The following is a 24,574-nucleotide window of genomic DNA, read 5'->3' as shown; positions in this document are numbered from 1 at the left end:
GGGCGGCACGCCGCTCCATTCATCACTCGGTAGGCCGAACGAGGTACGCGCGCCACCCCGGCGACCATCAACTGGCCGAGGACCTTCTCCAGAGCGCACTCGCGCGGACGAACCGGCACTGGCGGCGGATCCGCGACGGTGACCCCGAGGCGTACGTGGGCACGACGCGCTGGTCCGGCTTCGCGCGGTGGCCCCGGACCTGGTCGACCTGGTGCCGGAGAGGAGCGCGCGATGACCACGCGGCTGCGGGAAGTGCTGCGCGTCACGGCGGCGCAGGTTCCCGCGTACCAGGTGGAGCAGCGGGCGTTGGCGACGGCCGCGCGGCGTGGGCGGCCGGTTCTGGATCTGGACCGCCCTGATCGTCTGTGCGGTGGGCGGGATCGCCGCATACCGGAGCCGGAGCAACTCGCCCTCTGGTGGGAGAACCGCCAGCTGCGGCGGTGACGGAGGTGGTCGGCTCGCCTCGGCGAACCGACCGCCTCCGTCCCGATCGGTCAGAACAGCCAGGTCGGCAACGCCGGTTCACTGCGCAGTGGCACCGGCGGCTGCGCGACGGGGCCGGAATCCTGGCTCGACGCCCGGCCACGGGCCGACGTCGTGCCCGGCGGCGGGGCTGCCGCGCAACGGGTGCCTTCCGCCGGCACCACCTGGTCGATCAGATACGCCTCGATGGCCTCGTCCGCGCAGCTGACGCGGCCGTACACGATGTGCCCCCAACCCTCGTAGGTCAGCAGTTCGGCATGGTCGGCGAACTGGTCGGCGGCACCGAGTGCCCAGTTGTAACCGGTCGCCGGATCGTGCAACGAGTTGACGAGCAGCAACTGCGACTCGTTTGTCGGGTTGATCCGCCGCTGCGGGTTGTCCGCCGGGGTCGGCCAGCCCAGGCAGATCGCGCCGACCGACGCTCGGGGCGGGTCCGGTAGATCCGGCGCGACGCGCTGTGCGTCGGCGAGGATCGACCGCCACTGGGTGACGTTGGCTGCCTTCAGGTTCCAGTCCTGACAGAGCACCGCCTGGTACGCGAAGGGCACCACGGTCGGCGGTTCCTCGGCCGCCGCCCGCGCCGCCGACGACATCCCCGACGGCCGTCCCGCGTCGACCCGCTCCAGCTCGGCCGCGATCTCCAGCCAGTACGGCTGATAGTTGAGGTTACCCAACACGAAGTTGACCAGATCCCGCTGGGTGATCTTGTAAGTGTGATCATCCGGGTCCGGCAGCTCACCTCGGGCGGCGCGGTCGAGCAGCCGCTGCCAGAACTGGCGGATGTTCCGGCCGTACAGGGCGCACTGCGGCAACCGGGCGCAGCCCGCCACGAACTCGTCGAACGAATCCTGCCCGGTGGCCGCCTGGGTGACGGCGAAACCGCGCGCGTCCTGGCTGTGATCCATCACGCTGTCGGCCACGACGGCGCGTACTCGGGTCGGATACATTTCCGCGTACTGCTGGGCCATCAGCGTGCCGTACGACATTCCGAGAAAATTCAGCTGGGTGTCGCCGACCGCGGCGCGTATCGCGTCGATGTCCTGGATCACCTGGAGCGTGTCCACGTGGTCGAATACCGGCCCACTGTTGGCGCGACAGTCATCCGCCAAAGCGCGAGTCGCGGACACCATCCGGGCAAATGCGCTGGAGGTTTTGAGCGGCTCGACCGGCAATTCGTTGATCTTCTCCAGCGTACACATGACCGGTGAGCTGCGGGCCACCCCGCGCGGGTCGAATCCGACGATGTCGAAATGGCGGCGCAGTGCGTCGCCGTAGGTGGCCCTCAGCGCCGAGTCGACGCCGGAGCCGCCGGGGCCGCCCGGATTCACGATCAGCGACCCACGGCGCACCGTCGGGTCCGTCGCCGGCCGCTTGGCCAGCGCCAACTCGATGGTCGGCCCGTCCGGATCGGCCCAGTCGACAGGTACCTCCAGGGTGCCGCACAGGGCGCTGGCGTCCTGCTCACACGGCGTCCACTGCACGTCCCCGGCCGGGGCCGCGGACGCGGACGACGTGGCGAGCGGTGCCAGCACCACCCCCACAGTGACCCCGGCGAGCAATCGCCGGATCAGTTTTCTGCGCATGCTCCCTCTCCCAGATCGTTTTCCGGCTTCCCGCCGGCCGGTGCTGAACGTAGCGACCACGCCACGGCCCGGGGTTACCAGGAAATGTCGTCGGCAATACCATTCGGGACGCGGACGAATTGACCGGGACGACAGGCTTCTGCGCCGTTCCGCGCGGCGCGCGTGAATGGCGAGGTCACCGGGAAGGCAGCGGTTGCCGCAGGACGCGGATCGACATCCAGTTGACGAATGTCAACATGACAGAGGTCACAAGCGGCCTCCGCGTTTGCACTAACCCAAGAGGCATCCAATCGCAACGTGCGGTCAAATTGCGTGATGAATAGGAAACCCCGGATTCATGTGTCCAACCGCCCGGCGGTCGCACGACTCCGAACGGCCCGGCGTACGGTCGACCTGGACGGCAGAGCTGGCACCGGGGCCCGCTGGCCGATCGGTTCGGGAGGGCGAGATCCTCAGCCGGCATGCGGCCGGCGCGTCGGCAACCGAGATCGCCGCCGACCTGCACCTGTCCCGCGGGACGGTGCGCAACTACCTGGCCTCGGCCGTCACCCTGGAGTACCCACGCTCGGATCTCCAGTTGTCCGGACCGGGGTGGCCATGGTTGTTGACCCTGCGCCCGGTGCTCCTCGGCCTGAGCGTCAACTGCCTGTTGTGGTCGCGCCTCGGCAGGAACGGATAAACTACGCCCATTAGGTTTTTGTCTACAGGCTGTAGGGTGTGGGTATGGCACGAGCGAACCTCACTCCGGCGGTCGTCATCGCCGCAGCGGCGGAGCTGGCAGACCGGGAAGGGTTCGACGCCATCACCCTGTCGGCGCTGGCCCGTCACTTCGGCGTTCAGACCGCGAGCCTCTACTCGCATGTCCGTGACCGGTCTGCGCTGCTCGACAGCGTCCAGGAACTCGCCCTCGGCGAGCTGGCCGATCGGATCGCGATCGCCATCGGCGGCCGCGCGCAGCGAGACGCGCTCACCGCTCTCGCCGACGCGCACCGCGACTACGCCCGCCGGTCTCCCGGCCGTTGGGCCGCCCTGCAACGTCCGGCGGCGGCGGCGACCGTGCGGTCGGACGCCGCCGGCCGGCTGGTCGCGCTCACGCTGGCGATGCTCCGTGGTTACCAGCTGCCGGAGACCGAGCTCGTGCATGCCACCCGGCTGCTCGGCGCGACCATCAACGGCTTCCTGGCCCTTGAGGTGGCCGGCAGCTTCGGGCACCGCGAGCCCCCCGCCGACACCTCCTGGCAACGAGCGCTGAGCGCGCTCGACACCGCCTTTCGCTCCTGGCCCACCGAAGGGAACCACTGATGTCCGTCCCGTCCGACCTTCTCCGTGGCATCGCCGAGACCGAGCTGACGCCGCGCGGCATCCGGCCGCACCGGCTGCCGACCTGGGTACGGGAGCAGTTCCCGGACGGCCAGCTGCTCGCGATGGAGAGCCAGCCGTCCGGCGTACGCATCGTCTTCCAGACTGCGGCGAGCACGCTGGAGCTGGTGACCCACCCGACCCGGGTCGCCTACCTGGGCGCCGACCGGCCGCGTGGCCGCATCGACGTGTACGTCGACGGCGTGCTCGCCGCCCGCGACACGCTGGGCGGTGGCGACCGGATCGCGGTCGATCTCGCCAGCGGCCAGAGCGCCTTTCATCCCGGGCAGGCACACACGACCACCGTTTCCGGGCTGCCCGCCGGCCGGCACCGGATCGAGATCTGGCTGCCGCACAACGAGAGCACGGAACTGGTCGACCTGCGGGCCGATGCCCCGATCGAGCCGGACGACGCCGCGTCGCCGCTGTGGGTACATCACGGCAGCTCCATCAGCCACGGCTCGAACGCCCTCGCGCCCAGCGAGATCTGGCCGGCCGTCGCCGCCCGCCGGGCCGGTGTCCAGCTGCGCAACCTCGGCCTGGGCGGCAGCGCCTTCGTCGACCAGTTCCTGGCCCGCGTGATCCGCGATGCCCCGGCCGACTACATCAGCGTCAAGCTCGGCATCAACGTGGTGAACCTCGACGGGATGCGGCTACGCACCTTCGTCCCCGCCGTCCACGGCTTCCTCGACACGATCCGCGACGGCCACCCGGAGGCCCCGCTGCTGCTGATCTCACCGCTGTTCTGCGGGATCCACGAGGACACCCCCGGCCCGGGGGCGATCGACCCCGAGTCGATCGGCACCGACCAGGTACGCTTCGTCGCGACCGGCACACCCGGGGACGTCACGCTGGGACGGCTGACGCTCCAGGTCATCCGGCGCGAGTTGCGCTCGTTGGCGGACCGCCGCGCCGCCGACAAGAACCTGCACTACCTCGACGGCACCGCGTTGTACGGCCCAGCCGACGCCACCGAACTTCCGCTACCGGACGGCCTGCACCCGAGCGCCGAGGCCCATCAGCGGATCGGCACGCGGTTCGCGGAACACGTCTTCACCGCTCCCGGCCCGTTCGCCCGAACGGCTAACCCGCCAGCCGCCAGCTAGTGTGGTGTCCACGATCGTTCACCGGGCCGCGCCGGGTCCGGCCGGCGACACCGCCAACGTTCCTGGACACCGCACTACTAGCTGCTACCGGTCGAGGGAGTGGCGCCAAGCGGCGGGCGGCCGGTGTTCTTTCTCGGCGGCCTGACTGCGGGCGGCAACCTCGCCGGTGCCCGCCACCTGGCCAAGCATCAGCCCGAACTCCACCGCAGGTTCGGTGCCGACCGGCCGTTCGCGCTGGTGCTACGGATCGTTGAACCGGCCGCGTACGGCACCGACCTCACCGAGCTGGTCGCCGACGTGACAGACGTCGCGTTCCAACCGGAGGTCCCGACAACCGCCACCGCAGGGGCCGAACCACCCGACCGCCGCGGGTCACCGCCAACCGGGTATGTCATGGAGACATGATTATGTCTTACTGACATACGCTTTCGTCGAATAGCGACTCTCGCCCAGAGGGCCGCCTCACCCGCCGGCGACTCCTGCGGCTCGCCCACTCACTGCTGCTGAAGTACCCGGGGTTCGCTCAGAAGCCCGGCGACGCCGCGGATGTGGTAGGTGCTCATGAAGTCGTAGACGTCCAGCGCCGTGCCGAACTCGTCCTCGATCTTCGCAAGGACCTCGACCGCCACAATCGAGTCGCCGCCGAGGTCCAGAAAGTCGTCGTGCACGCCGATCCACTTGAGGTTCATGGTGCTGGTCCAGATCGACAGGAGCCGCTCTTCGACGCCGTCGGCCGGACCTTCGAACAGGGTGCACGTGCCCGCGATGACGGCGGACCGGACGTATTCGGTGTCGAGCGTGTTGCCGGCGAGCGGCATGGCGTCGACGAGTAGCACACCGTCCAATCCACAGCCCGCACCGAGCCGGTCCCACACGTGGCCACGAAGCTCCGGCCCGCTCACGTACTGGGAAAACTCGACCACGCCGATCGTGACGTCCCGATCGTCGTGGCGGATCGTCGTCGCCCGGGCATCACGCACGGCCGGATGCCCCAGCAGGGTGGATGCGAGCTCTGCCAAGCCAACCATCAACCGCTCCTTCAATAACGGCGGCAATCCGAGCCGGCGGCGCGGATTGACAACAGTCGCCAATGTGCCATGGAAGCCTCGGTGGTCGCAGAGAAGAATCGGCAGAAGTTCCGGAAGTGGTTGACTGCCGTTGCTTCTTGCCGCCCACTCTTGTCCGCACCGGCCGATCGAACCACAATTCTCCCGAGAGTGGCGAGCCTGCGACTGTTCGCTATTCGACGCCACGATGTCGCCGCCAGGGGGTAATGGACGATGAACGAGATCAGCTATGCACAGTCGTCGCTCGTCGAGGAGGACAGGCCAGTCACTACTACCGAGCGGGTCGTCGCCGAGGTATGGGCCGAGGTACTGAATCTCGACGAGGTCGGGCGACACGACAACTTCTTCGACCTCGGCGGCCATTCGGTGCTCGCGACGCAGGCCGTAGCCAGGTTGTGCGTCGCCCTGGATCGGCAGCTGCCCGAGCGGGCATTGTTCGACTGGCCGACCGTCACGACTCTGGCCGCGGCCGTGCCCGGTTACCCCGCCGCCGAACAGGTTGCGCCCATCCGACGCCGATGAGCGACGGGTCCGGTGGGTTCCGGAGCCGAGGCAAGGCTGCCCCCATCCCGCGGGTCGGACAAACCGATCAAGCCGGAACCACACGACATGCCGGATCCGCACGACATTGAGCAACCAAACTATCGTTCAGAATTTTCCGGGGTTTCGCCCGTCACAGGTCAGCAGTAAGACGATCTGTAACCCGCCGAACCGTCTGCCGACGAATTGAGGTTACTCGCGGTATCCCTGCTCCGCGGCCCGCTCCAGTGCGTCCGGTTGCCGCCCGAACGGCTTCCGGAACAAACGTGATTGATGATCGTCGTTCCGTGGTACCGTATGCTGGCTGACATGGTGCGAGTCGAGTTCCGGGTTCTCGGAACATTGGAAGCCGTGGTCGATGGTTCCCCCGTGCCGATAACCTCCCCGCGGCAACGTATAGTGCTGGCCAATTTGCTGATGGCCGCCAACCATGTCGTGACCGTGGAAAAGCTGATCGGCGCAGTTTGGGACGATTCTCCGCCGCCCAGCGCGCGTGGCCAGATCCAGATCTGCATCTCCGCGTTACGCCGGGTTCTCGGCAGTCCGGAGATCATCGACACCAGCCCTCTCGGGTACTCCATCCGGGTGTCCCGTCAGCAGCTCGACTACCTGATGTTCGACGACGCTCTCGCCCGGGGCCGGGCCGCCGCGGCCAAAGGTCGGCTGGACGAGGCGCTGACGCACCTGGACCGTGCCATCGACATCTGGTCCGGACCGGCGCTGGGCGGAGTGCCCGGCCGGGCCGCCGAAGTCGTCTCCCACCGTCTGGAGGAGCGGCGGATCATGGCGCTGGAGGATCGCGCCGAGATCCGTCTGGGCCTGGGTGGTCATCGGGAGTTGGTCGAGGAACTGGTCGCACTGACCACGGAGTACCCCCTGCGGGAACGCCTGTGGGGGTTCCGCATGCTCGCGCTGTATCGGTCAGGACGACAGGCGGAGGCGCTGGCAACGTACCGTACCGCCCGCACCAACCTGGTGGGCGAGCTCGGCATCGAACCAAGCCAGTACCTGCGCAAGCTGGAACGCGCGATCCTCAGCCAGGACAGCAGCATCAGCGGTGAGGTGGACGACGGGCGAACCGAGACCGCCACGAACGTGCACCGTCCGCAGGAGTTGCCCGCAGATCTGCCGGACTTCGTCGGCCATGCCGCGCTGATCGAAACCCTGACCGCCAACTTGACCAGCGAGGACACCAAACAGGTGCCGATCGCGGTCATCACCGGCGCGCCGGGCTGCGGGAAGACCTCGCTGGCCCTGCGCGTCGCCCATCTCTTACGCGCCAAGTTCGTCAACGGCAGCCTCTATGCCTGCCTCTACGGCAGCACCACCCAGCCACGCTCGACCGAGGCCGTACTCAGCGATCTGCTGCACGGACTCGGCGTCGCTCCGGCGGCGATCCCGGTCGCACCCGGTCAGCGGATCAACCTGCTGCGGAGCCAGCTCGCATCGCGGCGGCTGTTGATCGTGCTGGACGATGTGGGCAACGAGGACCAGATCGCCGACCTGCTCCCCGGCGTGCCAGGCCCAGCGGTGCTGATCACCAGCCGCCGTCGGCTGGCCGGTATCCCAGGCGCTCGGGCCGTCGATGTCGACATGATGTCGGCCGACGAGAGCCTCACCCTGCTCGGCCAGATCTGCGGGGAGCAGCGGGTCGCCGCGGCGCCGGAGGCCGCAGCGGAGCTGACCGAGATGTGCGGCGGCCTGCCCCTGGCCGTGCGGATCGCCGGGGTCCGACTGGCTGCGCATCCGCACTGGGCCGTCGGCACCCTGCTGGACCGACTGCGCGACGAGCGGTCTCGGCTGGACGAACTGTCCCACGGTGACGTCGCGGTCCGCTCGCTGCTCGCTGACGTGCACGAGTCCCTCACCGCGCCGACGCAGACCCTGTTCTGGCTGCTCAGTGCGATGGAGCTGCACGAATTCAGCGCCTGGACCGCGGCGGCCCTGCTGGACTGCGACTCCATGCAGGCCACGGCGCTCCTCGACGAACTCGTGGACGTCCGGTTGCTGGAGGCCCACCTGTCCGCGCTCACCAAGCAACCCCGCTACCGATTCCACGAGCTGGTGCGGGTGTTCGCCAGTGAGCACCGGTTGACGCAGGACGACCGGGAGACGTGCACAGCGGCGGTCACCCGGTCGCTCGGCGCCCTACTCGCCTTCGCCGAGGAGGCTCATCATCGCATCTACGGGGGGCGGTTCGCGGTTCTGCACGGCACGGCACCCCGATGGGCCGGCGCACGTGCCGAGTTCGACCGCTTCCTCGGCGATCCCACGGCCTGGTTCGACGAGGAGCGCATCACGCTGGAGGTGGCGATCCGCCAGGCGGCGGAGCTGGGGCTGGACGAGCTGTGCTGGGAGTTGGCCACCATATCGGTCGCCATGTATGAGCGACGCGGCCTGTTCGCCGAATGGCGTACGACTCACAACATCGCGCTGGAGGCCACCAGCAGGGCCGGCAATCGCCGGGGTGAGGCCGCCGTGTTGGCGTCGCTCGGCTCGCTGGGCCTGGCCCAACACGCCGAGGACGATGGCGAGAACCTGCTGCACGCGATGAGCCTGTTCGATGCGGTCGGCGATCAGGCCGGGTCGGCGTTGACCCTCCGCAACCTTGCCCACCTGGACCGGATCCAGGGACGCCCCGACATGGCGGTGCTCCGTTACGAGCAGGCGCTGGAGAAGTTCCGGGCAGTGGGCGACCTGGGCGCGCAGGCTCATGTACTGAGTGGACTCGCACGTAGCCACCTGGATCTTGGAGCCCCCGAGCGGGCCGAGATCCTGGCCAAGGAATCGCTCGCACTGGGCGAGCAGCTGGGTAACCGCCGCCTTCAGGCGCAGGCGTTGTACCGGCTCGGTGAGGTGTTCGCCGACTCACGGCAGTCACTGGCCGCGAAGGCCGTCTTCCAGTCGGCACTGGATCTGGCGAGGGCGCAGGACGACCGCATCGGCCAGTCCTATGCCCTGATCGGCCTCGGCGGGGCCATGTTGGAGCAGAACGAGTTCACCGCGGCCGAGATCCACTTCAGCGAGGCGGTGGAGATCTGCCGGCTGACGCAGGAGCGGAATGTCCATGCACACGCCCTGTTCGGCCTCGGCCGGGTGTACCTGGGTCGGGGTGAGTTCGATACCGCGGAACACTTCTTCGTGCAGGCCGCGAACGCATTCGCGATGCAGGAGAACAACCCGTGGCACTCACGCTCCATCGACGAGCTGGGTGCGCTGCGCCGGGCCGCCGGCCGGCTGACGGCGCAGAGCAACAGGGACGAGCCGACCGGCGAGGTGAGGACCTGACCCTGATCAGCCCCGCTGGCCGGCCAGCCGCCAGCGTTCGAGCTTCCCGGCGGCCGAGCGCGGCACCTGATCGACGAACGTCACTCGCGTCGGCACCTTGTAGTTGACCAGACCGGACCGGCAGTGCGCCATCAGCTCACCGGTACTGACCGAGGCTCCCGGCCTGCAGACGACGTAGGCGCCGACCGTGGAGCCGAGCACCTGGTCCTCGGCCGCCGCCACCACGGCGTCCAGCACCGCGGGGTGTTCCAGCAACTGCGCCTCGACCTCGTTGGGGTAGACCTTCTCGCCGCCAACGTTGATCACGTCGTGCCGGCGGGGCGCGAGGAACAGATAGCCGTCCTCGTCGAGCCAGCCGAAGTCGCCGACGCTTGCGAAACCGTCGGCCGTCGTTTCCAGCACCTGGCTGCCCAGATAGGCGTCTCCTCTGGAGACCCGACCGGCGCGCATGAACACCTTGCCGGTCTGCCCCGGGCCCAGCCGGTTCCCGGCGTCGTCCCTGATGCTGATCTTGGTGAAGAATCCCCGACCGACCGTCCCGGGCCGCTGTTGCCATTCGTCCCCACGCACCAGGGTGCCGCCGATGTTCTCGGTCGAGCTGTACACCTCGTACAGGTGCTGCGGCCCGACCAGCTCGATCCACCGCTTCTTGGTGAACGAGTCGCATGACGCTGCCGTGTGCATCACCGTACGCACGCTGGCGAAGGAGGCCGGGTCGGGCTGGAGAAGCAGCAGGATCGTGCGCATGTGCGCCGGGGTGAGCTGAATCCATTCCACCGCGTAGCGCTCGACCAGCTCCACCGTCCAGGCCGGCAGGAAGTACGGCGGCAGAATTGTGGTGTTGCCGTCGAGGAGCCCGTCCAGCAGCGTGGTGAACGGGGCCGCGTGGTGCAGCGGACCGAGGATCAGTTGGCGCTGGCCGGCTCGCCAGCCGGCGCGACGGCGCAGCGGCAACGGCACCTGGTGCGGATCGTAGCCGAGTGGTCCGGGCCGAATTGCGATCTTCGGCCGGCCGGAGCTACCGCCGGTGGGCAGCAGGTAGGCGATCCGGCTGGCCGCCGGCGACCGCGCCGGTCGGACGTCGGCGTCGGCCTCGGCCTCGGCCTCGGCGTCGATGAGCTGCGCCCGTCCGTACGTCTGGCCGATGAAGTTGAGGAGCTTCTCCCGCTCGGGTCCGGGCGAGGCCGGGTTCAGCGGCAGCAGTGGCAGTTGCGCGGAGAGGACGGCCACGATGTCGACCACCGACTGGATCGTGTTGTTCGCCTCGATCGCGACCACGCCCGGGCCGGTCCCCCGGACGGCGGCATCCACCAGCGCGTCCGCCCGCCGACCGCTCCGCTCGGCCAGCTCCCGCCACGTCAGTACCTGCTCGACGGAGTTCTCGTCGAAGCCGACGACCGCGGGCCGATCGGCTGACATCTCCGCGATATCAATGATCCGCTGACGGATCGATACGCTCATTCGGGCCTCCCACAATCGAGTGCGTCGTCATCCACCCGGCGGTCGGGGACCTGCCGGACGGCCGGCCGAGTGGACGAGACGCAGATCCACCCGGCAGACCTGCCGGCGCACACCTGATGGACGCAGGTCGATGATGGCCCCGCCAGGGCCGGCGTACGCAGAGAACAACCGGCAGAACAACGCACACGACCCGCCCCCGAGTCGCTGCCGGTCCTTCTCTACTGCGCGGCGCGGACCGCTCAATAGCCTGTCGCACATGGTCTCACCAGGGCACCTCGACAGTGCCGCGCCGAGCACCCGGACGACGCGGACCCACCAGGCAACCGGCACCCGCGCGCCCCGGCGTCGGGTGCGATCGGTGAGTCTGGTCCCGTGGCCATCGGTGACCGTGCGGTTCAGCGGGACGCGATCGGCCGAAGGACCCCTCAACATCGGCCAGTACAACATCCTGCAGTGGCTGCGTCGCGAGTCGGAGCAGTTCTTCGCGGCCGTCGCGGGGGAACTCGACGTCCCGGCCGCGACCGTGGTCGACGACGTCGCCCGGGCACTCGCGGTCCTGATCGAACGGCACGAGGGACTACGTACGACCTACCTCGACGGCGTCGAGCCGCAGCAGTTCGTGCACGCCACCGGCGAGCTTGTCGTGGAGGTTTACGCGATCGAGGCCGCCGACCCACAACTCGTCGACCGGGCCAGCCTGGCCAGGGACCTCACCCGGCGGTTGCGCGGCGCGGGCGCGTACCGCATCGGCGAACTGCCGGTCCGGGTCGCCCTCGCGGTGTCACCCGGAGCGGCGTCCACCAGCTCCGCCGGGGTGGTGCAGGCCGCGGTGATCGGCTGCTCGCATCTCGCGGTCGACTACCAGGCCATGGAGATCATCAAGCGGGAGTTCGCGGACCTGATCCGTGACCGCGACGCGCGGCCGGCCGGCGGACCACCGATCCAGCCGTTGGACCTGGTCGCCCTGGAACGCACGCCCAAGGCCCTGCGGCACGAGGAATCGGTGCTGGGCTACTGGGAAGACCGCTTCTCCCGCATGCCGCAGTGCCTGTACCCGGTCCCACGGGTCGCCGCGGGCACCGGGTCGGTCGCCGTCGAAATGACCTCCACCGCAGCCGGGATGGCATTGCGAGCGGTGACGGCGCGCACCAGGACGAGCCGCGCCAGCGTCGTGCTGGCGGCGATCGGCGCGGTGCTCTCGCACCGGACCGGCGTCCGGGACCTCGTGCTCCCCACGCTGTCCGCCAATCGTTTCGAGCCGCACCTTCGGCAGCACGTCGGCAGCCTCGCGCAGCTCGCGTCGATCACGCTCACGATCAATGACACCACCTTCGACCGGCTGGTCCGGCAGGCGTGGGCCGCAGTGGTCGACGCGAGCCGGCACGGCCGTTACGACGTGGACCGGCAGAGTGCCATCGCACGCCGGATCGAGCACGAGCGTGGCGTCGTGTTCGACTGCGAGCCGCTGTTCAACAACCTGGTCATCGAGTCCGGTCGGGCGGCCGGTCGGGCCACGGCACCGGTGCCCACGCCGGCTGAGCTGGTTGCCGCGCGACGCACCACGCAGCTGCGACGGCAGCCGATGCCCGCCGGGACCACGCTGATCCGCTTCGACCTCTACGGGACCGACGGACAGTTGCGTCTCGGCTGTTGGAGCAGCGACACCGGCCGCATCCCCGACGACGAGGTCGAGTCGCTGCTCCTGGCGGTCGAGAACCTGTTGATCGCGGCCGGGTCCGCTGACCTCGGCGCCCGCGGGATCCGCGACTCGATCCCGCTCAGCCCGGTGCGGCGGGGCCCCGACTGGCGGCTCGTCGACGGCTGCTGGATCGAGGTGGCCGAGGTGCAACGGTTGCTCGACGACAACCTGCCGTCGACAGGTGCCAGGATCTTCGCGGAGGCGGACGGACAGCCGTTGGTCGCTCATCTGGCGCGGACCGAGGCCATCCGCACCCCCGAACAGGCCCACGCCGCTTGCCTGGCAGCGGTGAAGGCGTATCCGACGGCGATGGCACCACGGCGCTACGTCATCTGCGAACGCGTCCCGGACAACCCCGACGACCCGGCCGCCTGGGTCGACGTGTGCTGCCGGGGATCCGGCCGGAACGTCGCAGCCGCCGCCCCGGAGCCCTGCTGATACCCCCGACCACCAGATGCAACGAAGGGAGCCGACGGTGACCACGAGCAACATCACGCCCGCGCGCCTCATGCCCACGGTGTCAACCGACGAGTCGGCACTGCCCGCTGTGCTGACCCCGACCGGCAGTGGCGGACCGGCCGAGAGTCAGATCGCCGCGATCCGGGACTCGGTCCGTCGACAGCTGCGCACCCACGGCGCGGTCCTGCTGCGCGGCTTCGACATCGGCGGTGTCAGCGGATTCGAACGGGTCGTCCGGGCGGTGTCCGGCGCGCCGCTGTCCTATGCCGAGCGGTCGTCACCGCGTAGCACCATCGAGGGTCAGGTCTACACCTCGACGGACTACCCACCGACCGAGGAGATCTTCCTGCACAACGAGAACTCGTATCAGGCGACCTGGCCGCTGACGCTGTTCTTCTACTGCATCACCCCACCCGACACGCAGGGTGCGACGCCGCTGGCCGACACCCGCCGGATCCTACGGTCGATCGATCCGGACGTGCTCGAGGAGTTCACCCGGCGCGGCTGGACGGTGGTCCGCAACTTCACCGAGGGCTTCGGGGTGCCGTGGCAGCAGGCGTTCAACACCACCGACCGGGCCGAGGTCGAGCGCTACTGCGCGCGCAGCGGCGTGGAGGTCCAGTGGGTCGGGCGCAACGGTCTGCGGACGACGGCCCGCCGCCGGGCGGTGCATCAGCACCCGGTGACCGGCGAGACCGTCTGGTTCAACCACCTGACGTTCTTCCACGTGACCACGCTGCCCGAGGAGGACTGCGAGGGACTGCGGGAGATGTTCGACGAGGCGGACCTGCCCACCAACACGTACTACGGCGACGGCGGGCGAATCCCCGACGAGGTCGTGGCGCACCTGCGCGACTGTTACCGAGCCGCCCAGCGCCGCTTCGACTGGGAGCGCGACGACGTACTGGTCGTCGACAACATGCTTGCGGCTCACGCCCGTGAGCCGTTCACCGGGCCACGCAAGATAGCCGTGGCGATGGCCGAACCTTCTCCGGCTGCGTGAGGAAGGTGGCACCTGACCGACGGAGGGACACCGCTGCGGCGGCCCTCCGTCGGCCGGCCCGGGAGAGACTGATCAGCCCCACGGCGTGTCGCCGGCAACAGCGACCACCGAGGTGGTCGACGACGAGACGATCAGGCGCGGACCGGAAACCATGGAAACTAGCAACTCACTACCCCTTGTCTGCTTCGGCTCTTGTGCCGGCTGGCGCCGACAGGAACGAAGCTATGGCCGGCCGTTTTCGGCTCCCCATCACGACGCTTTCCTCGCCGGCCGCTGCCTACCCGATCGGCGATAGCGGTGTGGAGGTGCCCGGGACGACGGTTGAGCAAGAATTGCCTACTCTCCGTCAACGAAGGCGACCCTCCTCATGGCCTCATGGTTGAACCAGCGGACCGCTCCGCATGTCGGCACCGCGACGCTGATCTGTATACCCAGTGCCGGTAACGGTGATTTCCAGTTCGATCGGTGGCCCGACACCGTCGGCCCGTGGTGCGTTGTCCGCCCGCCGGCGGTGGCCGACCTGGGCGGCGACGCACCGGCAACGCACTCTGCGGCCCCGGCCTCTTCAGGGCTGCCGGAGCGGGCCGCGGAACTCGTGGCGGACCTCAAGCGCCGAGGAGTCGAGAAGTTCGCGTTGTTCGGCCACGAGGGTGCCGCGCTGCTCGGCTATCAGGTCGCGGTCGAGCTGGCCCGGCGGGGCGCGCCGGCACCGCTGCGCCTGTTCGTCTCGGGCTGTCCCGCACCCCAGCACCTCACCGGCGAGGCACACGCCGAACCGACCGACGACGAGCTGGCCGAACGGGTGCTGGCGGGCGCGGTGGCCATGGGCACCATCCCGCTGCCGTCGATCCTCGCGGCCGGTGTCCGGGCGCTCCGGGCCGAACTGACCGCGTTGCGGGCCTATCAGGTGCCCCACCCGGTGCCGCTGCGCTGTCCGCTGACCGCGATCCGATGGCTGGACCAGGGCATCGAGGCGGAGGCGGTGGCCGGCTGGTCGGCGTACGGGGACACCGACGTGGTGCAGCTGCCCGGATCCGGGTTGAGCTATGCGACCGAACCGGCCGATCTGTTGCGGGTCATCGGTGACCGGATGCCGGCCGGTGGCATCCGTCGGCCAGCGGGGTGGTGACGAGGGCACGGATCGCCTCGCCCGGGCGTCCTCCGCTGACCCGCAGCCGGCCAGGGGAACGACCAACCGCACCCGAGTGACACGTCCGTCCGCGGCTGCACGCCGATGGGCACCCGCGGACGACGCACTCAGATCAACCCGGCCGCCACCCCGCAGGCCACGGCGTGGGCGCGGTTGCGAACCTGCAACCGCGCCATCATGTCGTAGATGACGTTCTTCACGGTGTGGTTGGAGCACAGCAAAGACCGGGCGATCATCGCGTTGTCCTGGCCCTCGGCCATCAACGCGAGCACCCTCGTCTGGCGTGGCGTCAGCGGTGACCGGCCGGCCGCGCGGGACGTCTCGACCTGCTCCGGCGCACCGGTGCCACCGAGCACCCCGACCAGCACCTCGTGCGGCAACCGGACCTCCCCGTCCCGGGCGGCCCGCACCGCGGCGGCCAGTCGGCTCGGAGTGACGTCGGCGAACCGGAGCATCACCAGAGTCCCCGACCGCAGTACGCGTACCACGTCCGTCGGTGAGAAGCGGTCCGCGACCAGCAGCGTCCGCTGCGCCGTGGACCGCGGTCGCGGCGGGCACGCCGTGAGGGCCTCATGCACCGTGTCGACCGCCGTGACGATGACGGCGTCCGGTGATTCGTACGGGTCGGGCACGGCGGTGACGCCGGCCCGCCGCAGCGCGGTCAGCACCTCGGCCCGGACGGTCGCGCTCGGGGCCACCACGTGTGCGGTCAATGCGTTCATGGTCTCCTCCTGTTCGCCGTTCACAACATGCCGGCCCGCAGGGCGAAGGCCACCGCGTGGGCCCGGTTGCGCAGCCGGAATCGTCGCGTGATGTCGTGTACGACGCTGGTCACCGTGCGTGTCGAGTAGCACAGCTCCTTGGCGATCTCACCGGTCTCCCGGCCCTCGGCGATCAGCCGCAGCACCGCTCGCTCGCGGTCGCTGATGTTCGATGCCAGGGCGCCGGCCGGAACCGCCGGCGCGGCGAGCAACCGGTCGAGCATGTCCGGTGAGACCGTGCAGTCCCCCTCACCGGCGGCCAGCACGGTGCGGGTGAGCCGCTCCGCGGTCGCCTCCCGGCGCCGAAGCAGGCCGCGCGCACCCGCCGCGATGGCCCGCAGCGCGTCAGCCGGCTCCACCTCGGGCACGACGAGCACCACCTCGGGCCGGTCCGCCCCGGTGCGGATGGCCCGCACCGAATCCAGCGCGTCCTGTCCCAGCTGGTCGACCACCAGGACGGTGACCGCCGCCTTCTCCCGCGTCGTCACCACAGCGATGTCCGGGCTGCCGAGCATCGCGCTCGTCACGCCCGCCTCCAGCACGGGGTCGGTCGCCATGACGTTGACCCACATCGGTTCGCCCATCACGCCTCCTTCTTCGTCACGCCGGGGCGGGGCGTGGCGTCGGAATGTCCTGGGCGGATGGTTCCGCGACGAACTAACTGGTCGCTGTCGACCCGCTGTCGGCTCGCTGTCGGCCTCCGGCGCGGTTCGATAGCGGAGCACCGACTCGCCATCGTCGCGCAGCGTCGGTCGTGCTGGCCGGTACGGCGACGACCGGCTGCGCCGACAGCCGACCCGGTGGCGGCAGCCTTCCCGAATGTCTGCCGATTCTTCTCTGCAGGTGGTCCGTCTTTCCGTGACACATTGACAACCGTTGTGGAGCCGTGTCGAGAACGTCGATTACCGCCGTTACGGAGGGAGCGGTTAGTGGAGGCCCACCAACTCGTCGCCAGCCTCCCCACCTGTACGGACACGAACCGAAAAAGCAAGGGTTGATACCGAGAAATCGCCGAATCGGCAGGACGTGGGTGAACAAGTGATTAGTTCTGACGTCAGTGGCATCGCTGCGGACCTCGCGGCGAACGCCACTCTTCTGGAGATCGCCGAGAATCTGGGACTTTCGCCGCTACTCGATCGCGGTACGCCGATCACGCTGGCCGAGGCGACGACCGCGACCGGCGTTCCAGCAGCTCGCGCTCTGCTCCTTCTACGCGCCATGTCCGCCGCCGGCCTGCTGGAGCGCGACGCGGAGACCGGGCCGTTCACGCCCTGCGCGGATCTGGCGGACCGGCGGTACGAGGCGGGCTACCTCTCCTGGTCGCTCAGCGCGAACCGGCCGTACATCGATCACGCGGAGCGGTTTCTGCGGGAGCCGGACGCGGCCGGCCGCGAGCACCAGCGCGACGGCCGACGGGTGGCGGTCTCGTCGCGCTGGATCGGCTCGCGCGGCTTCTATCCCGGGGTGCTGTCCGAGATCATCAGCCGCAAGCCCGGACGCATCGTCGATCTCGGCTCCGGCGCGGGCGCGCTGCTGATCCGGCTGCTGACGGAGCTGCCCACCAGCACCGGAGTGGCGCTGGACCTCAGCCCGGGGGCGTGCGAGGAGGCCGAACGCGCCGGTCGCCGCGCCCAGGTCGACGACCGCCTCACGGTGGTCAACCGGTCCGTCGAGACGCTCGTCGACGATCCCGCTCCCCTCGACGGCGCGGACGTCATTCATGCCGGCTTCGTCATGCACGACGTCGCCCAGCATCCCGAGGTCTTCGCGGGTGTCCTGCGGGCCTGCCGCGAGCACCTCGCCGACGGCGGTCGCCTGGTGGTCACCGACGCGGTGCCGTACGTGGACACGCCGGGCGAGCGGGCTTTCAGCGCCCTGTTCAGTTACCTGCACGAGAGCTCGATGGGCGTACGGCTGCCGACCGAGGACCGCTGGTGCGAACTCTTCCGGCAGGCCGGTTTCTCCGCGGTGACCAGCACCGCCCTGGGGATGCCCGGCAGTCGCCTCTTCGTGGCCACGCGATGAGCCGGAGCGGCGCAGCAGCGACCCTGGCGGAGCACGACGCCGAACGCATGGCCGCGGCCCTGTACGAGGCGCGGCGGAACCGCGTGCCGATCGCCCCGTTCACCGACGCCTGTCCCACTCTCGACGCGGCCGGCGGATACGCCGTCCAGCGCCGGCTGACCGAACTGCTGATCGCCGACGGCGATCGGGTGATCGGCTACAAGGCCGGGCTCACCTCCGCCTCGATGCAGGAGATGTTCGGGGTACACGCCCCGGACTACGGCCCGGTGTTCGCCTCGACCGTCCGCGCGGACGGCGCGTGCTTCGCCCGCGGGGAGTTCATCTCACCGAAGGTGGAAGCCGAGATCGTCTTTCGGCTGGCGAGGCCGTTGACCGGCCCTGGCATCACCGTGGAGCAGGCCCACGCGGCAATCGGAGAGGTATTCGCCGGTCTGGAGATCGTCGATTCCCGGATCACGGACTGGCGCATCCGGCTGGGCGACACGATCGCCGACCTCGCCTCGAACGGCGCGGCCGTACTGGGACGCTCGATCCCGGCCAGCGCGGAGCTGGACTACCGGCTCGTGCGGATGGCCTTCCGCCGCAACGGGGAGTTGGTCGCGTCCGGTCAGGGCGCCGACGCCCTGGGCGACCCGGTGGCGGTGGTGGCGCTGCTGGCGAACCTGCTGGGCGACAGTGGCGTCACGCTGGAGTCCGGTCAGCTGATCATGACCGGCGCCCTGCACGCCGCGGTTCCGTTGAGCCCCGGTGACACCTACACCGCCGAATTCGATCATCTGGGCTCGGTCACTCTGCACGTCCCGAACACGTAGCCCCGACGCGGGTAGGAAGGCGATCCCCCCGATGAAATCAGAACGACGGCTGTCAGTTGGGGTGCTCGGTGCCGGTCTCATCGGCGTCGACCTGGCGGTGAAAGTCGAGCGGTCCGCTGCACTGGACCTCCGCCTCGTCGCGGGCCGGACGGCCGACAGCCCGGGCCTCAAGCGGGCCGCTCGGCTGGGGCTGCCGGTCGCCAGCCGGGGCCTGTCGTCCGTGGCCGACCTCGACGAACCGCTCGACGTGGTCTTCGACGCCACCAACGCCGGCTCGCACGCCGAGCACGCCGAGGCGCTGACACCGCTCGGCACGCTGCTGATCGACCTCACGCCCAGCCGGATCGGCCGCATGGTCGTCCCCACCGTCAACGGCGCGGAGGCCGCCGCACACCGCGACCTGAACATGGTGAGCTGCGGTGGGCAGGCATCGGTGCCGATCGTACGAGCGATCACCCGAGCCCACCGCATCGACTACGTGGAGGTGGTCGCGACCGCCGCGACGCTGAGCGTCGGCCGCGGGACCAGGCTCAACCTCGACGAGTACGTGGAGACCACTCAGGACTCGCTCCGCGAGTTCACCGGCGTCGGGGACGTGAAGGCCATCCTCAACGTCAGCCCGGCTCGTCCTCCGGCGACCTTCAGGGTGGCCATGTCGCTGGTCGGCGAGGGGCTGACCCGCGAGTCGGTGCATCCGCTCGTCGCGTCCGCCGCCGCCGACGTCCGTGCCTTCGCCACCGGCTACACCGTGACGAGCTGCATCGTGAACGACACCAGGGCGTTCATCGCCGTGGAGGTGACCTCCGCAGGCGACCAGATACCCGCCTACGCGGGCAATCTCGACATCATCAACTCGGCTGCGATCCGGGTCGCCGAGCGCTGTGCGGTGGAACGCCGACCGATCGAGGCCATGGAGGTCGCGTCATGAGCCAGCAAGTTGCGGAAAGTTCGCCGAGACAACCGATCCTGATCCACGACCCGACGCTGCGCGACGGGCACCACGCCGTCCGCCACCAGCTCGGGCGGGAGCAACTCCGGGCGTACGCCGCCGCCGCCGACGCCGCCCGGGTACCCGTCGTCGAGGTGGGGCACGGCAACGGCCTGGGGGCCTCGTCCCTGCAGGCCGGCCGAGCCCTGCTCAGCGACGAGGCGATGCTGTCGGTGGTCCGGGACGCGTTGACCACCACCAAGCTCGGCGTCTTCATGCTGCCGGGCTGGGGCACGACCGAGAGTATCCGGCTGGCCGTCTCGTACGACGTCGACATCGTCCGGATCGGTACCCACTGCACCGAGAGCGACCTGGCCGAGCGGCACCTCGGGCTGCTGCGCGACGCGGGTGTCGAGGCGCACGGTGTACTGCTGATGAGCCACATGGCCGGTCCCGAGCGCCTCGCCGAGGAATGTGCGCGGCTCGTCGGGTTCGGTGCGACCGGCGTCGGCATCCTCGATTCCTCCGGCCACTACCTGCCGCCGGACGTGAGCACGCGGATCGCGGCCATCCGGTCCGCCGTCAGCGTGCCGGTGATGTTCCACGGGCACAACAACCTGGGTATGGCGGTGGCGAATTCCATCGCCGCCGCCGAGGCCGGCGCCACCATCCTGGATGCCTGCGCCCGGGGGTTCGGCGCGGGCGCCGGCAACACGCAGCTGGAAGTTCTCGTTCCCGTGCTCGAACGGCTGGGCTACGACACCGGCATCGATCTCTACCGACTGCTGGACGCGGCGGACATCGCTGAGCGGGAGCTGATGCCCGCGCCGCCCACCATCGACTCGATCGGCGTGGTGAGTGGTCTCGCCGGAGTGTTCTCCGGGTTCAAGAACCGGGTGCTGGACGTCGCCGCCCGCGAGGGCGTCGATCCACGTGACGTCTTCTTCGAACTGGGCCGCCTACAGGCGGTGGCCGGGCAGGAGGACCTCATCGAGGACGTGGCGCTCGCGTTGCGTGCCGGGTCCACGGGTCAGCTCGAACGGACGGCAAGCCATGTTTGACCAACTCAAGACCATCCTGGTCGAGGATCTGCAGATGCGGACCGAGGACATCGTGGCCACGGCCGATCGGGCCGAGGTGGGCCTCGACTCCCTCGCCGTGGTCGAGCTGTCGGACCTGCTCAGCAAGCGGCTGGACATCCACGTCTCCGACTACGAGCTGCTGGAACTCGCGACGGTCGGTGACATCGCCGAGCTGGTCGCGGAGCGTTGTCGTGCGTGAGGCCGCGAGGCCGATCGCCGGAGCGTCCCATGCCGCCACCCGGCCCCTGTCGCGCAACGAGTCACCGTACGGACCGTTACCGGACATCGTCGCCACGGTCGCGGCGAGCAGCCGGGACGTCAACCGCTATCCCGACCCGGCGTGCACCGACCTGACCCTGGCGCTCGCCCGGCGGCACGGTGTCGAACCGGATCGGGTGGCGGTCGGCGCCGGATCCTGTGCGTTGCTCCAGGCGGTGTTCCAGCTCGCCGGGCCGGGCGCGACGGCCGTCTACGCCTGGCGTTCCTTCGAGTACTACCCGATCCTCGCCGGCCATCTGGGGATCCACTCGGAGCGGGTGCCACTCGCCGACGACGGGCACGACCTCGCCGCCATGGCCGATCGCATCACCGCCACCACCCGGCTGGTCGTCATCTGCAACCCCAACAACCCGACCGGAACGCTGCTCGACCTGGACCGGCTGCGCGGGTTCCTCGATCGTGTCCCGCCGACCTGCCTGGTCGCCCTCGACGAGGCCTACTTCGAGTACGTCGACGAGCCGGTGGGAACCGGCGGCCTCGCGTTGTGCGACAGGTATCCCAACCTGGTGGTCCTGCGCACGTTCTCGAAGGCGTACGGCCTGGCGGGGCTCCGGGTCGGCTATCTCATCGGCGCGGCGCGCATCGTGGCGTCGCTGCGCGAGATGACGCTGCCCTATGCGGTGAGTGGGCCGGCCCAGCACGCGGCGGTCGCCGCCCTCGCCCTTGAGGACGTGCTCCTGGCGCGGGTTCGGCAGACGATCGCCGAGCGGAACCGGGTGCGGGCGGCCCTGCTGGCCGACGGCTTCGCGGTCCCGGCCAGCCAGGCCAACTTCCTGTGGCTGCGGCTCGGCGAGAACACGGGCCCGTTCGGCGGTTGGTGTGCCCGGGCCGGAGTCGAGCTGCGGGTTTTCGACGGGGAGGGCGTCCGGATGTCGCTCGGCTCCCCCTCGGACAACGACGCGTTCCTCGCGGCGGCACACCGGTGGCGCGTCCGCAACGCACCGGAACTACTCACGACTGGAGCGCTGAGATGATGCCCGAGAACACAGCCCTTCACCGGAAGGTGGTCGTCGCGCCGGGAATGTGCAGCGGCGGCTCTCTGATCTTCGGGCGGATCGGCGACTGGACGTGGGAGTCGGTGGCCGAGACCTGCCGCACCAACGTGCACGCCGCCCGCACCGCCGAGGGTCAACCGACCTACCTCTCGTTCTACTACTACCGGGTGCGGGGCGGGAAGGTCGTTCATCCGCACGGCCTGGCCTTCGGTGACGAGCTTGAGGTGACGTCGAGGGTCTTCCAGTTCGGCGGCGGCTCGGTGCTGACGTTGCACCGGCTCGCGCCCGCCGGATCCGGCCTCGGCAGCGCGTTCCTCGATCCGGCGGAGGTCTACGAGACGCCGGACCCGGAGTGCATGTACGCGGAGACGCTCAACCGGTGGATCGCGCGCGGCAATCCGGACAGCAACCGTGGCCTGTCCGAGACCGTCCCCCACGACTTCGACAACGCCGGCCTGCCGCGACTTCCCAACCAGTTCTCACCGCGTACGCTCGTCGGTCGCGCCCGCGGCGCGGGCAGCTTCCTCACCCCGGCGCCGCCGGGATTCGCGGTCGCCGGGGGCGAGCTGTCCTTCGAGTACGCACTGGACGCCGTACGCGACATCAACGGCGCCGGGCTGGTCTACTTCGCCTCGTACTTCTCGATCTTCGACACGGCGCTGTTGCGACTGTGGCGTGGGCTCGGCCGCACCGAGCGGCAGTTCCTCCAGCGGCGGGTGATCGATCAGAGGGTCGGCTTCTTCGGCAACGCCGACCTGGGTTCGCTGTTCACCGTCACCGCCCGGAGATGGCAGAACGTCGCCGACCCGCTCTCCGAGATCGCCGACCTGGAGCTGCGCGACTCCGCCAGCGGTCGGCTGCTGGCCGTCGCGGCGATCGAGACGGAAACGCCGTCGACGCTGACCTGAGGACGACGACCCGACAGGTCGCGGGCCCCGGGCCCGCACCCCACCGGCCACCTGATGGGCGCGGTTGCGAACCGGCAACCGCGCCCATCATCGCGTAGCTGACGTTCGTCACCGAACTCCAACGGCCCAGGCAGCCGGCCTCCGGGACCGTGACCGCGGCGATCCCGCAACACGGTAATGTCCGGGCCGACGTCGGCCCGGACATCACACTCTCGGCGCATATCGGGTGGACTGCCCCACGCGGCTCTGCTGCCCGCTCCGGCCCGCCGCTGGCAGCGCGCCGGAGCGGGCTACCGAGCAGCTGCCGCCGCCGGCTCGGGCTCGGGCTGCGGGCTGGTCGGCGCCGCCGGCTCGAAGTGCCGCAGCGCCACCACCAGGTTGACCGCCGCCAGGGTGGACAGGGCCGCGAGGACGAGCAGGGTCGTCGTCACACCGAAGCGGCCGATCGCCATCCCGCCAGCCAGGAAGCCCAACGGGCCGGCGATGTTGCTGATGGTCATGACCGCCTGGATCACCTTCGCTCGGATGTCGACCGCGAACCGGGTGGCCAGGATGCTGAAGAACGGGGCGTTGGACAACGGAAGCGCCGCACCGGACACCGCGAGCGCGGCGACCAGGACCGGAACCGGCACCTCGAACAGCAGCACCCACCAGGGCAGGACGAGCTGGAAGGCAGCCAGCCCGAAGACCATCGTCGGGGACAACCGGCTGCCGATCAGATAGCTGACGGCCGCCCCGGCGATCGCGCCGGCACCGAAGCCGGAGAGCAGCAGTCCACCGACCCTGGCGTCGCCGGCGAAGCGGGCGAACGCCAGCAGCGGCAGCGCGAGCATCAGCACCCGCATGAGGAAGCCGAAGCTGACTGTCGTGACCATCACTCGTCGTAGGAAGTCGTCCCGCAACAATGCGCGTACCCCGGCCAGGATTCCGGCGTGGTCGGGGGCCTGCCGCTCCTGGGGTGCCGGCGTCGCCGGCGCCGTCCGCCGCATCCGCGGGACGAACCACCACAGCAGCAGGCCGGACACCCCCGAGGTCACGGCGTCGAACAGCAGCACCTGCTCCGCGCCGAGCGTCGCGATCAGCACGCCCGCTATTGCCGGGCCGGCCAACGCGGCGATGTTGAAGCACCCCTCCAGCACGCTGTTCGCCCGCATCAGCGCCTTCGGGTCCGGACCGACGAGCTCGGTGGCCAGGTCGCGTTGCGCGGCAAAATAGGGCACCCCGAGCACGCCGATGACCGCGACGATCGTCAGGAGCAGGGGGAAGCTGAGCAGCCCCATCGCAGCCAGCGCGGGTATCGACGCGATGGCCACGAACTGCGCGAAGTCGATGGCCACCATGGTTCGGCGTGCGCCGTACCGTTGGATGACCTCGCCGCCCGCGAATCCGAGCAGCGCCATGGGCAGCACCGACACGGCGAAGACCAGGCCCGCCCGCGGTGCCGAGCCGGTGCTCTCCAGCACCAGCCACGGCAGCGCGAGCGTCGTCATCTGGGTCCCGACGGCGGAGCCGGCACCGGCGGCATAGACCGCCCCCAGTGCCCGCCTGGTGGTGCCCGGTGCGAAAGATGGCGCGGTCGACATACC

The 24,574-nt window shown here is 69.8% G+C and carries 23 protein-coding genes and 1 pseudogene; 18 read left to right on the top strand and 6 right to left on the bottom strand.

The annotated features are described in order from the left end of the window. Nucleotides 1–59: 59 nt before the first annotated feature. Together O7601_RS15270 and O7601_RS15265 are read left to right on the top strand one after the other, a co-directional pair. Nucleotides 60–164, top strand: a pseudogene (locus O7601_RS15270) (SigE family RNA polymerase sigma factor); the annotation flags it as partial. 67 nt (nucleotides 165–231) lie between these two features. Continuing rightward, the gene (locus O7601_RS15265) at nucleotides 232–444 is read left to right on the top strand and encodes a hypothetical protein (protein WP_281561799.1); all 213 of its coding nucleotides are present in this window, start codon (nucleotides 232–234) and stop codon (nucleotides 442–444) included. Nucleotides 445–494: 50 nt separating this feature from the next. Here the strand turns inward: O7601_RS15265 and O7601_RS15260 are convergent, their stop codons facing one another. Beyond that, nucleotides 495–2,066, bottom strand: a complete 1,572-nt coding sequence (locus O7601_RS15260; protein WP_281561798.1) for an alpha/beta hydrolase — start codon at nucleotides 2,064–2,066, stop codon at nucleotides 495–497. A 337-nt stretch (nucleotides 2,067–2,403) separates the two neighbouring features. Here O7601_RS15260 and O7601_RS15255 point away from each other — a divergent pair, with 337 nt between their 5' ends. From O7601_RS15255 to O7601_RS15240, 4 genes are all read left to right on the top strand, one after another. Further along, nucleotides 2,404–2,745, top strand: a complete 342-nt coding sequence (locus O7601_RS15255; RefSeq protein ID WP_281561797.1) for a LuxR C-terminal-related transcriptional regulator — start codon at nucleotides 2,404–2,406, stop codon at nucleotides 2,743–2,745. A 44-nt stretch (nucleotides 2,746–2,789) separates the two neighbouring features. Beyond that, nucleotides 2,790–3,368 (top strand): TetR/AcrR family transcriptional regulator, encoded by a 579-nt coding sequence (locus tag O7601_RS15250; RefSeq protein ID WP_281561796.1) that lies wholly within the window; start codon nucleotides 2,790–2,792, stop codon nucleotides 3,366–3,368. Continuing rightward, nucleotides 3,368–4,531, top strand: coding sequence for a GDSL-type esterase/lipase family protein (locus O7601_RS15245; protein WP_281561795.1), 1,164 nt, complete (start codon nucleotides 3,368–3,370; stop codon nucleotides 4,529–4,531). Before O7601_RS15250 ends, O7601_RS15245 begins: the two co-directional genes overlap by 1 nt. 99 nt (nucleotides 4,532–4,630) lie before the next feature. Further along, a complete protein-coding gene (locus tag O7601_RS15240) occupies nucleotides 4,631–4,936 on the top strand; it encodes a hypothetical protein (protein WP_281561794.1) in 306 nt (101 codons plus the stop codon). A gap of 89 nt (nucleotides 4,937–5,025) precedes the next feature. Here O7601_RS15240 and O7601_RS15235 read toward each other — a convergent pair whose 3' ends face one another. Then, entirely contained in the window at nucleotides 5,026–5,622 is a 597-nt protein-coding gene (locus tag O7601_RS15235; RefSeq protein WP_281561793.1) for a phosphopantetheine-binding protein, read from the bottom strand. 189 nt (nucleotides 5,623–5,811) lie between these two features. On the opposite strand from O7601_RS15235, the gene O7601_RS15230 reads away from it, so the two are divergent. Both O7601_RS15230 and O7601_RS15225 read left to right on the top strand, forming a co-directional pair. Beyond that, nucleotides 5,812–6,120 (top strand): phosphopantetheine-binding protein, encoded by a 309-nt coding sequence (locus O7601_RS15230; protein WP_281561792.1) that lies wholly within the window; start codon nucleotides 5,812–5,814, stop codon nucleotides 6,118–6,120. Nucleotides 6,121–6,411: 291 nt separating this feature from the next. Beyond that, nucleotides 6,412–9,426: a BTAD domain-containing putative transcriptional regulator gene (locus tag O7601_RS15225; RefSeq protein WP_281561791.1), complete on the top strand. Its 3,015-nt coding sequence runs from the start codon at nucleotides 6,412–6,414 to the stop codon at nucleotides 9,424–9,426. A gap of 6 nt (nucleotides 9,427–9,432) precedes the next feature. On the opposite strand, the gene O7601_RS15220 is transcribed toward O7601_RS15225, so the two are convergent. Then, complete coding sequence (locus O7601_RS15220) at nucleotides 9,433–10,887, bottom strand: AMP-binding protein (protein WP_281561790.1); 1,455 nt, start codon at nucleotides 10,885–10,887, stop codon at nucleotides 9,433–9,435. Between the two features lie 358 nt (nucleotides 10,888–11,245). On the opposite strand from O7601_RS15220, the gene O7601_RS15215 reads away from it, so the two are divergent. The 3 genes from O7601_RS15215 (at nucleotide 11,246) to O7601_RS15205 (ending at nucleotide 15,177) form a co-directional block, all read left to right on the top strand. Further along, the gene (locus O7601_RS15215; RefSeq protein WP_281561789.1) at nucleotides 11,246–13,024 is read left to right on the top strand and encodes a condensation domain-containing protein; all 1,779 of its coding nucleotides are present in this window, start codon (nucleotides 11,246–11,248) and stop codon (nucleotides 13,022–13,024) included. Nucleotides 13,025–13,094: 70 nt separating this feature from the next. Further along, nucleotides 13,095–14,048, top strand: a complete 954-nt coding sequence (locus O7601_RS15210) for a TauD/TfdA family dioxygenase (RefSeq protein WP_281566931.1) — start codon at nucleotides 13,095–13,097, stop codon at nucleotides 14,046–14,048. Nucleotides 14,049–14,415: 367 nt separating this feature from the next. After that, a complete protein-coding gene (locus tag O7601_RS15205) occupies nucleotides 14,416–15,177 on the top strand; it encodes a thioesterase domain-containing protein (RefSeq protein ID WP_281561788.1) in 762 nt (253 codons plus the stop codon). A gap of 128 nt (nucleotides 15,178–15,305) precedes the next feature. Here the strand turns inward: O7601_RS15205 and O7601_RS15200 are convergent, their stop codons facing one another. Together O7601_RS15200 and O7601_RS15195 are read right to left on the bottom strand one after the other, a co-directional pair. Further along, entirely contained in the window at nucleotides 15,306–15,920 is a 615-nt protein-coding gene (locus tag O7601_RS15200) for a LuxR C-terminal-related transcriptional regulator (RefSeq protein ID WP_281561787.1), read from the bottom strand. Between the two features lie 20 nt (nucleotides 15,921–15,940). After that, a complete protein-coding gene (locus tag O7601_RS15195) occupies nucleotides 15,941–16,543 on the bottom strand; it encodes a LuxR C-terminal-related transcriptional regulator (protein WP_281561786.1) in 603 nt (200 codons plus the stop codon). Nucleotides 16,544–16,997: 454 nt separating this feature from the next. On the opposite strand from O7601_RS15195, the gene O7601_RS15190 reads away from it, so the two are divergent. Genes O7601_RS15190 through O7601_RS15160 form a run of 7 tightly spaced genes read left to right on the top strand, consistent with a single transcriptional unit; the run spans nucleotide 16,998 to nucleotide 22,988 of the window. Beyond that, nucleotides 16,998–17,984: a class I SAM-dependent methyltransferase gene (locus O7601_RS15190; protein WP_281561785.1), complete on the top strand. Its 987-nt coding sequence runs from the start codon at nucleotides 16,998–17,000 to the stop codon at nucleotides 17,982–17,984. After that, entirely contained in the window at nucleotides 17,981–18,796 is an 816-nt protein-coding gene (locus tag O7601_RS15185) for a fumarylacetoacetate hydrolase family protein (protein ID WP_281561784.1), read from the top strand. Before O7601_RS15190 ends, O7601_RS15185 begins: the two co-directional genes overlap by 4 nt. Nucleotides 18,797–18,827: 31 nt before the next feature. After that, nucleotides 18,828–19,724 carry an acetaldehyde dehydrogenase (acetylating) gene (locus O7601_RS15180; RefSeq protein WP_281561783.1) on the top strand — a complete coding sequence of 299 codons (897 nt, stop codon included), beginning with the start codon at nucleotides 18,828–18,830 and terminating at the stop codon, nucleotides 19,722–19,724. Continuing rightward, a complete protein-coding gene (dmpG, locus tag O7601_RS15175; protein WP_281561782.1) occupies nucleotides 19,721–20,785 on the top strand; it encodes a 4-hydroxy-2-oxovalerate aldolase in 1,065 nt (354 codons plus the stop codon). Before O7601_RS15180 ends, dmpG begins: the two co-directional genes overlap by 4 nt. Then, a complete protein-coding gene (locus O7601_RS15170) occupies nucleotides 20,778–21,005 on the top strand; it encodes an acyl carrier protein (RefSeq protein ID WP_281561781.1) in 228 nt (75 codons plus the stop codon). Before dmpG ends, O7601_RS15170 begins: the two co-directional genes overlap by 8 nt. Then, entirely contained in the window at nucleotides 20,998–22,059 is a 1,062-nt protein-coding gene (locus O7601_RS15165) for a histidinol-phosphate transaminase (RefSeq protein ID WP_281561780.1), read from the top strand. Before O7601_RS15170 ends, O7601_RS15165 begins: the two co-directional genes overlap by 8 nt. Continuing rightward, nucleotides 22,056–22,988, top strand: coding sequence for an LnmK family bifunctional acyltransferase/decarboxylase (locus tag O7601_RS15160; RefSeq protein WP_281561779.1), 933 nt, complete (start codon nucleotides 22,056–22,058; stop codon nucleotides 22,986–22,988). Before O7601_RS15165 ends, O7601_RS15160 begins: the two co-directional genes overlap by 4 nt. A 290-nt stretch (nucleotides 22,989–23,278) precedes the next feature. Here O7601_RS15160 and O7601_RS15155 read toward each other — a convergent pair whose 3' ends face one another. Next, nucleotides 23,279–24,571 carry an MFS transporter gene (locus O7601_RS15155; protein ID WP_281561778.1) on the bottom strand — a complete coding sequence of 431 codons (1,293 nt, stop codon included), beginning with the start codon at nucleotides 24,569–24,571 and terminating at the stop codon, nucleotides 23,279–23,281. Between the last annotated feature and the right edge of the window lie 3 nt (nucleotides 24,572–24,574).

It is taken from the genome of Verrucosispora sp. WMMD573, from assembly GCF_027497175.1.
In the GTDB taxonomy this organism is placed as follows: Bacteria; Actinomycetota; Actinomycetes; order Mycobacteriales; family Micromonosporaceae; genus Micromonospora.
This window is presented reverse-complemented; position numbering and strand designations above follow the sequence as displayed.

Bases quoted from the DNA above. Each gene is read 5' to 3' on its own strand.
- O7601_RS15265 (WP_281561799.1), top strand. From the start codon at position 232: ATGACCACGCGGCTGCGGGAAGTGCTGCGCGTCACGGCGGCGCAGGTT.
- O7601_RS15260 (WP_281561798.1), bottom strand. From the start codon at position 2,066: ATGCGCAGAAAACTGATCCGGCGATTGCTCGCCGGGGTCACTGTGGGG.
- O7601_RS15255 (WP_281561797.1), top strand. From the start codon at position 2,404: ATGTGTCCAACCGCCCGGCGGTCGCACGACTCCGAACGGCCCGGCGTA.
- O7601_RS15250 (WP_281561796.1), top strand. From the start codon at position 2,790: ATGGCACGAGCGAACCTCACTCCGGCGGTCGTCATCGCCGCAGCGGCG.
- O7601_RS15245 (WP_281561795.1), top strand. From the start codon at position 3,368: ATGTCCGTCCCGTCCGACCTTCTCCGTGGCATCGCCGAGACCGAGCTG.
- O7601_RS15230 (WP_281561792.1), top strand. From the start codon at position 5,812: ATGAACGAGATCAGCTATGCACAGTCGTCGCTCGTCGAGGAGGACAGG.
- O7601_RS15225 (WP_281561791.1), top strand. From the start codon at position 6,412: ATGATCGTCGTTCCGTGGTACCGTATGCTGGCTGACATGGTGCGAGTC.
- O7601_RS15220 (WP_281561790.1), bottom strand. From the start codon at position 10,887: ATGAGCGTATCGATCCGTCAGCGGATCATTGATATCGCGGAGATGTCA.
- O7601_RS15210 (WP_281566931.1), top strand. From the start codon at position 13,095: ATGCCCACGGTGTCAACCGACGAGTCGGCACTGCCCGCTGTGCTGACC.
- O7601_RS15205 (WP_281561788.1), top strand. From the start codon at position 14,416: ATGGCCTCATGGTTGAACCAGCGGACCGCTCCGCATGTCGGCACCGCG.
- O7601_RS15200 (WP_281561787.1), bottom strand. From the start codon at position 15,920: ATGAACGCATTGACCGCACACGTGGTGGCCCCGAGCGCGACCGTCCGG.
- O7601_RS15195 (WP_281561786.1), bottom strand. From the start codon at position 16,543: ATGGGCGAACCGATGTGGGTCAACGTCATGGCGACCGACCCCGTGCTG.
- O7601_RS15185 (WP_281561784.1), top strand. From the start codon at position 17,981: ATGAGCCGGAGCGGCGCAGCAGCGACCCTGGCGGAGCACGACGCCGAA.
- O7601_RS15180 (WP_281561783.1), top strand. From the start codon at position 18,828: ATGAAATCAGAACGACGGCTGTCAGTTGGGGTGCTCGGTGCCGGTCTC.
- dmpG (WP_281561782.1), top strand. From the start codon at position 19,721: ATGAGCCAGCAAGTTGCGGAAAGTTCGCCGAGACAACCGATCCTGATC.
- O7601_RS15170 (WP_281561781.1), top strand. From the start codon at position 20,778: ATGTTTGACCAACTCAAGACCATCCTGGTCGAGGATCTGCAGATGCGG.
- O7601_RS15160 (WP_281561779.1), top strand. From the start codon at position 22,056: ATGATGCCCGAGAACACAGCCCTTCACCGGAAGGTGGTCGTCGCGCCG.
- O7601_RS15155 (WP_281561778.1), bottom strand. From the start codon at position 24,571: ATGTCGACCGCGCCATCTTTCGCACCGGGCACCACCAGGCGGGCACTG.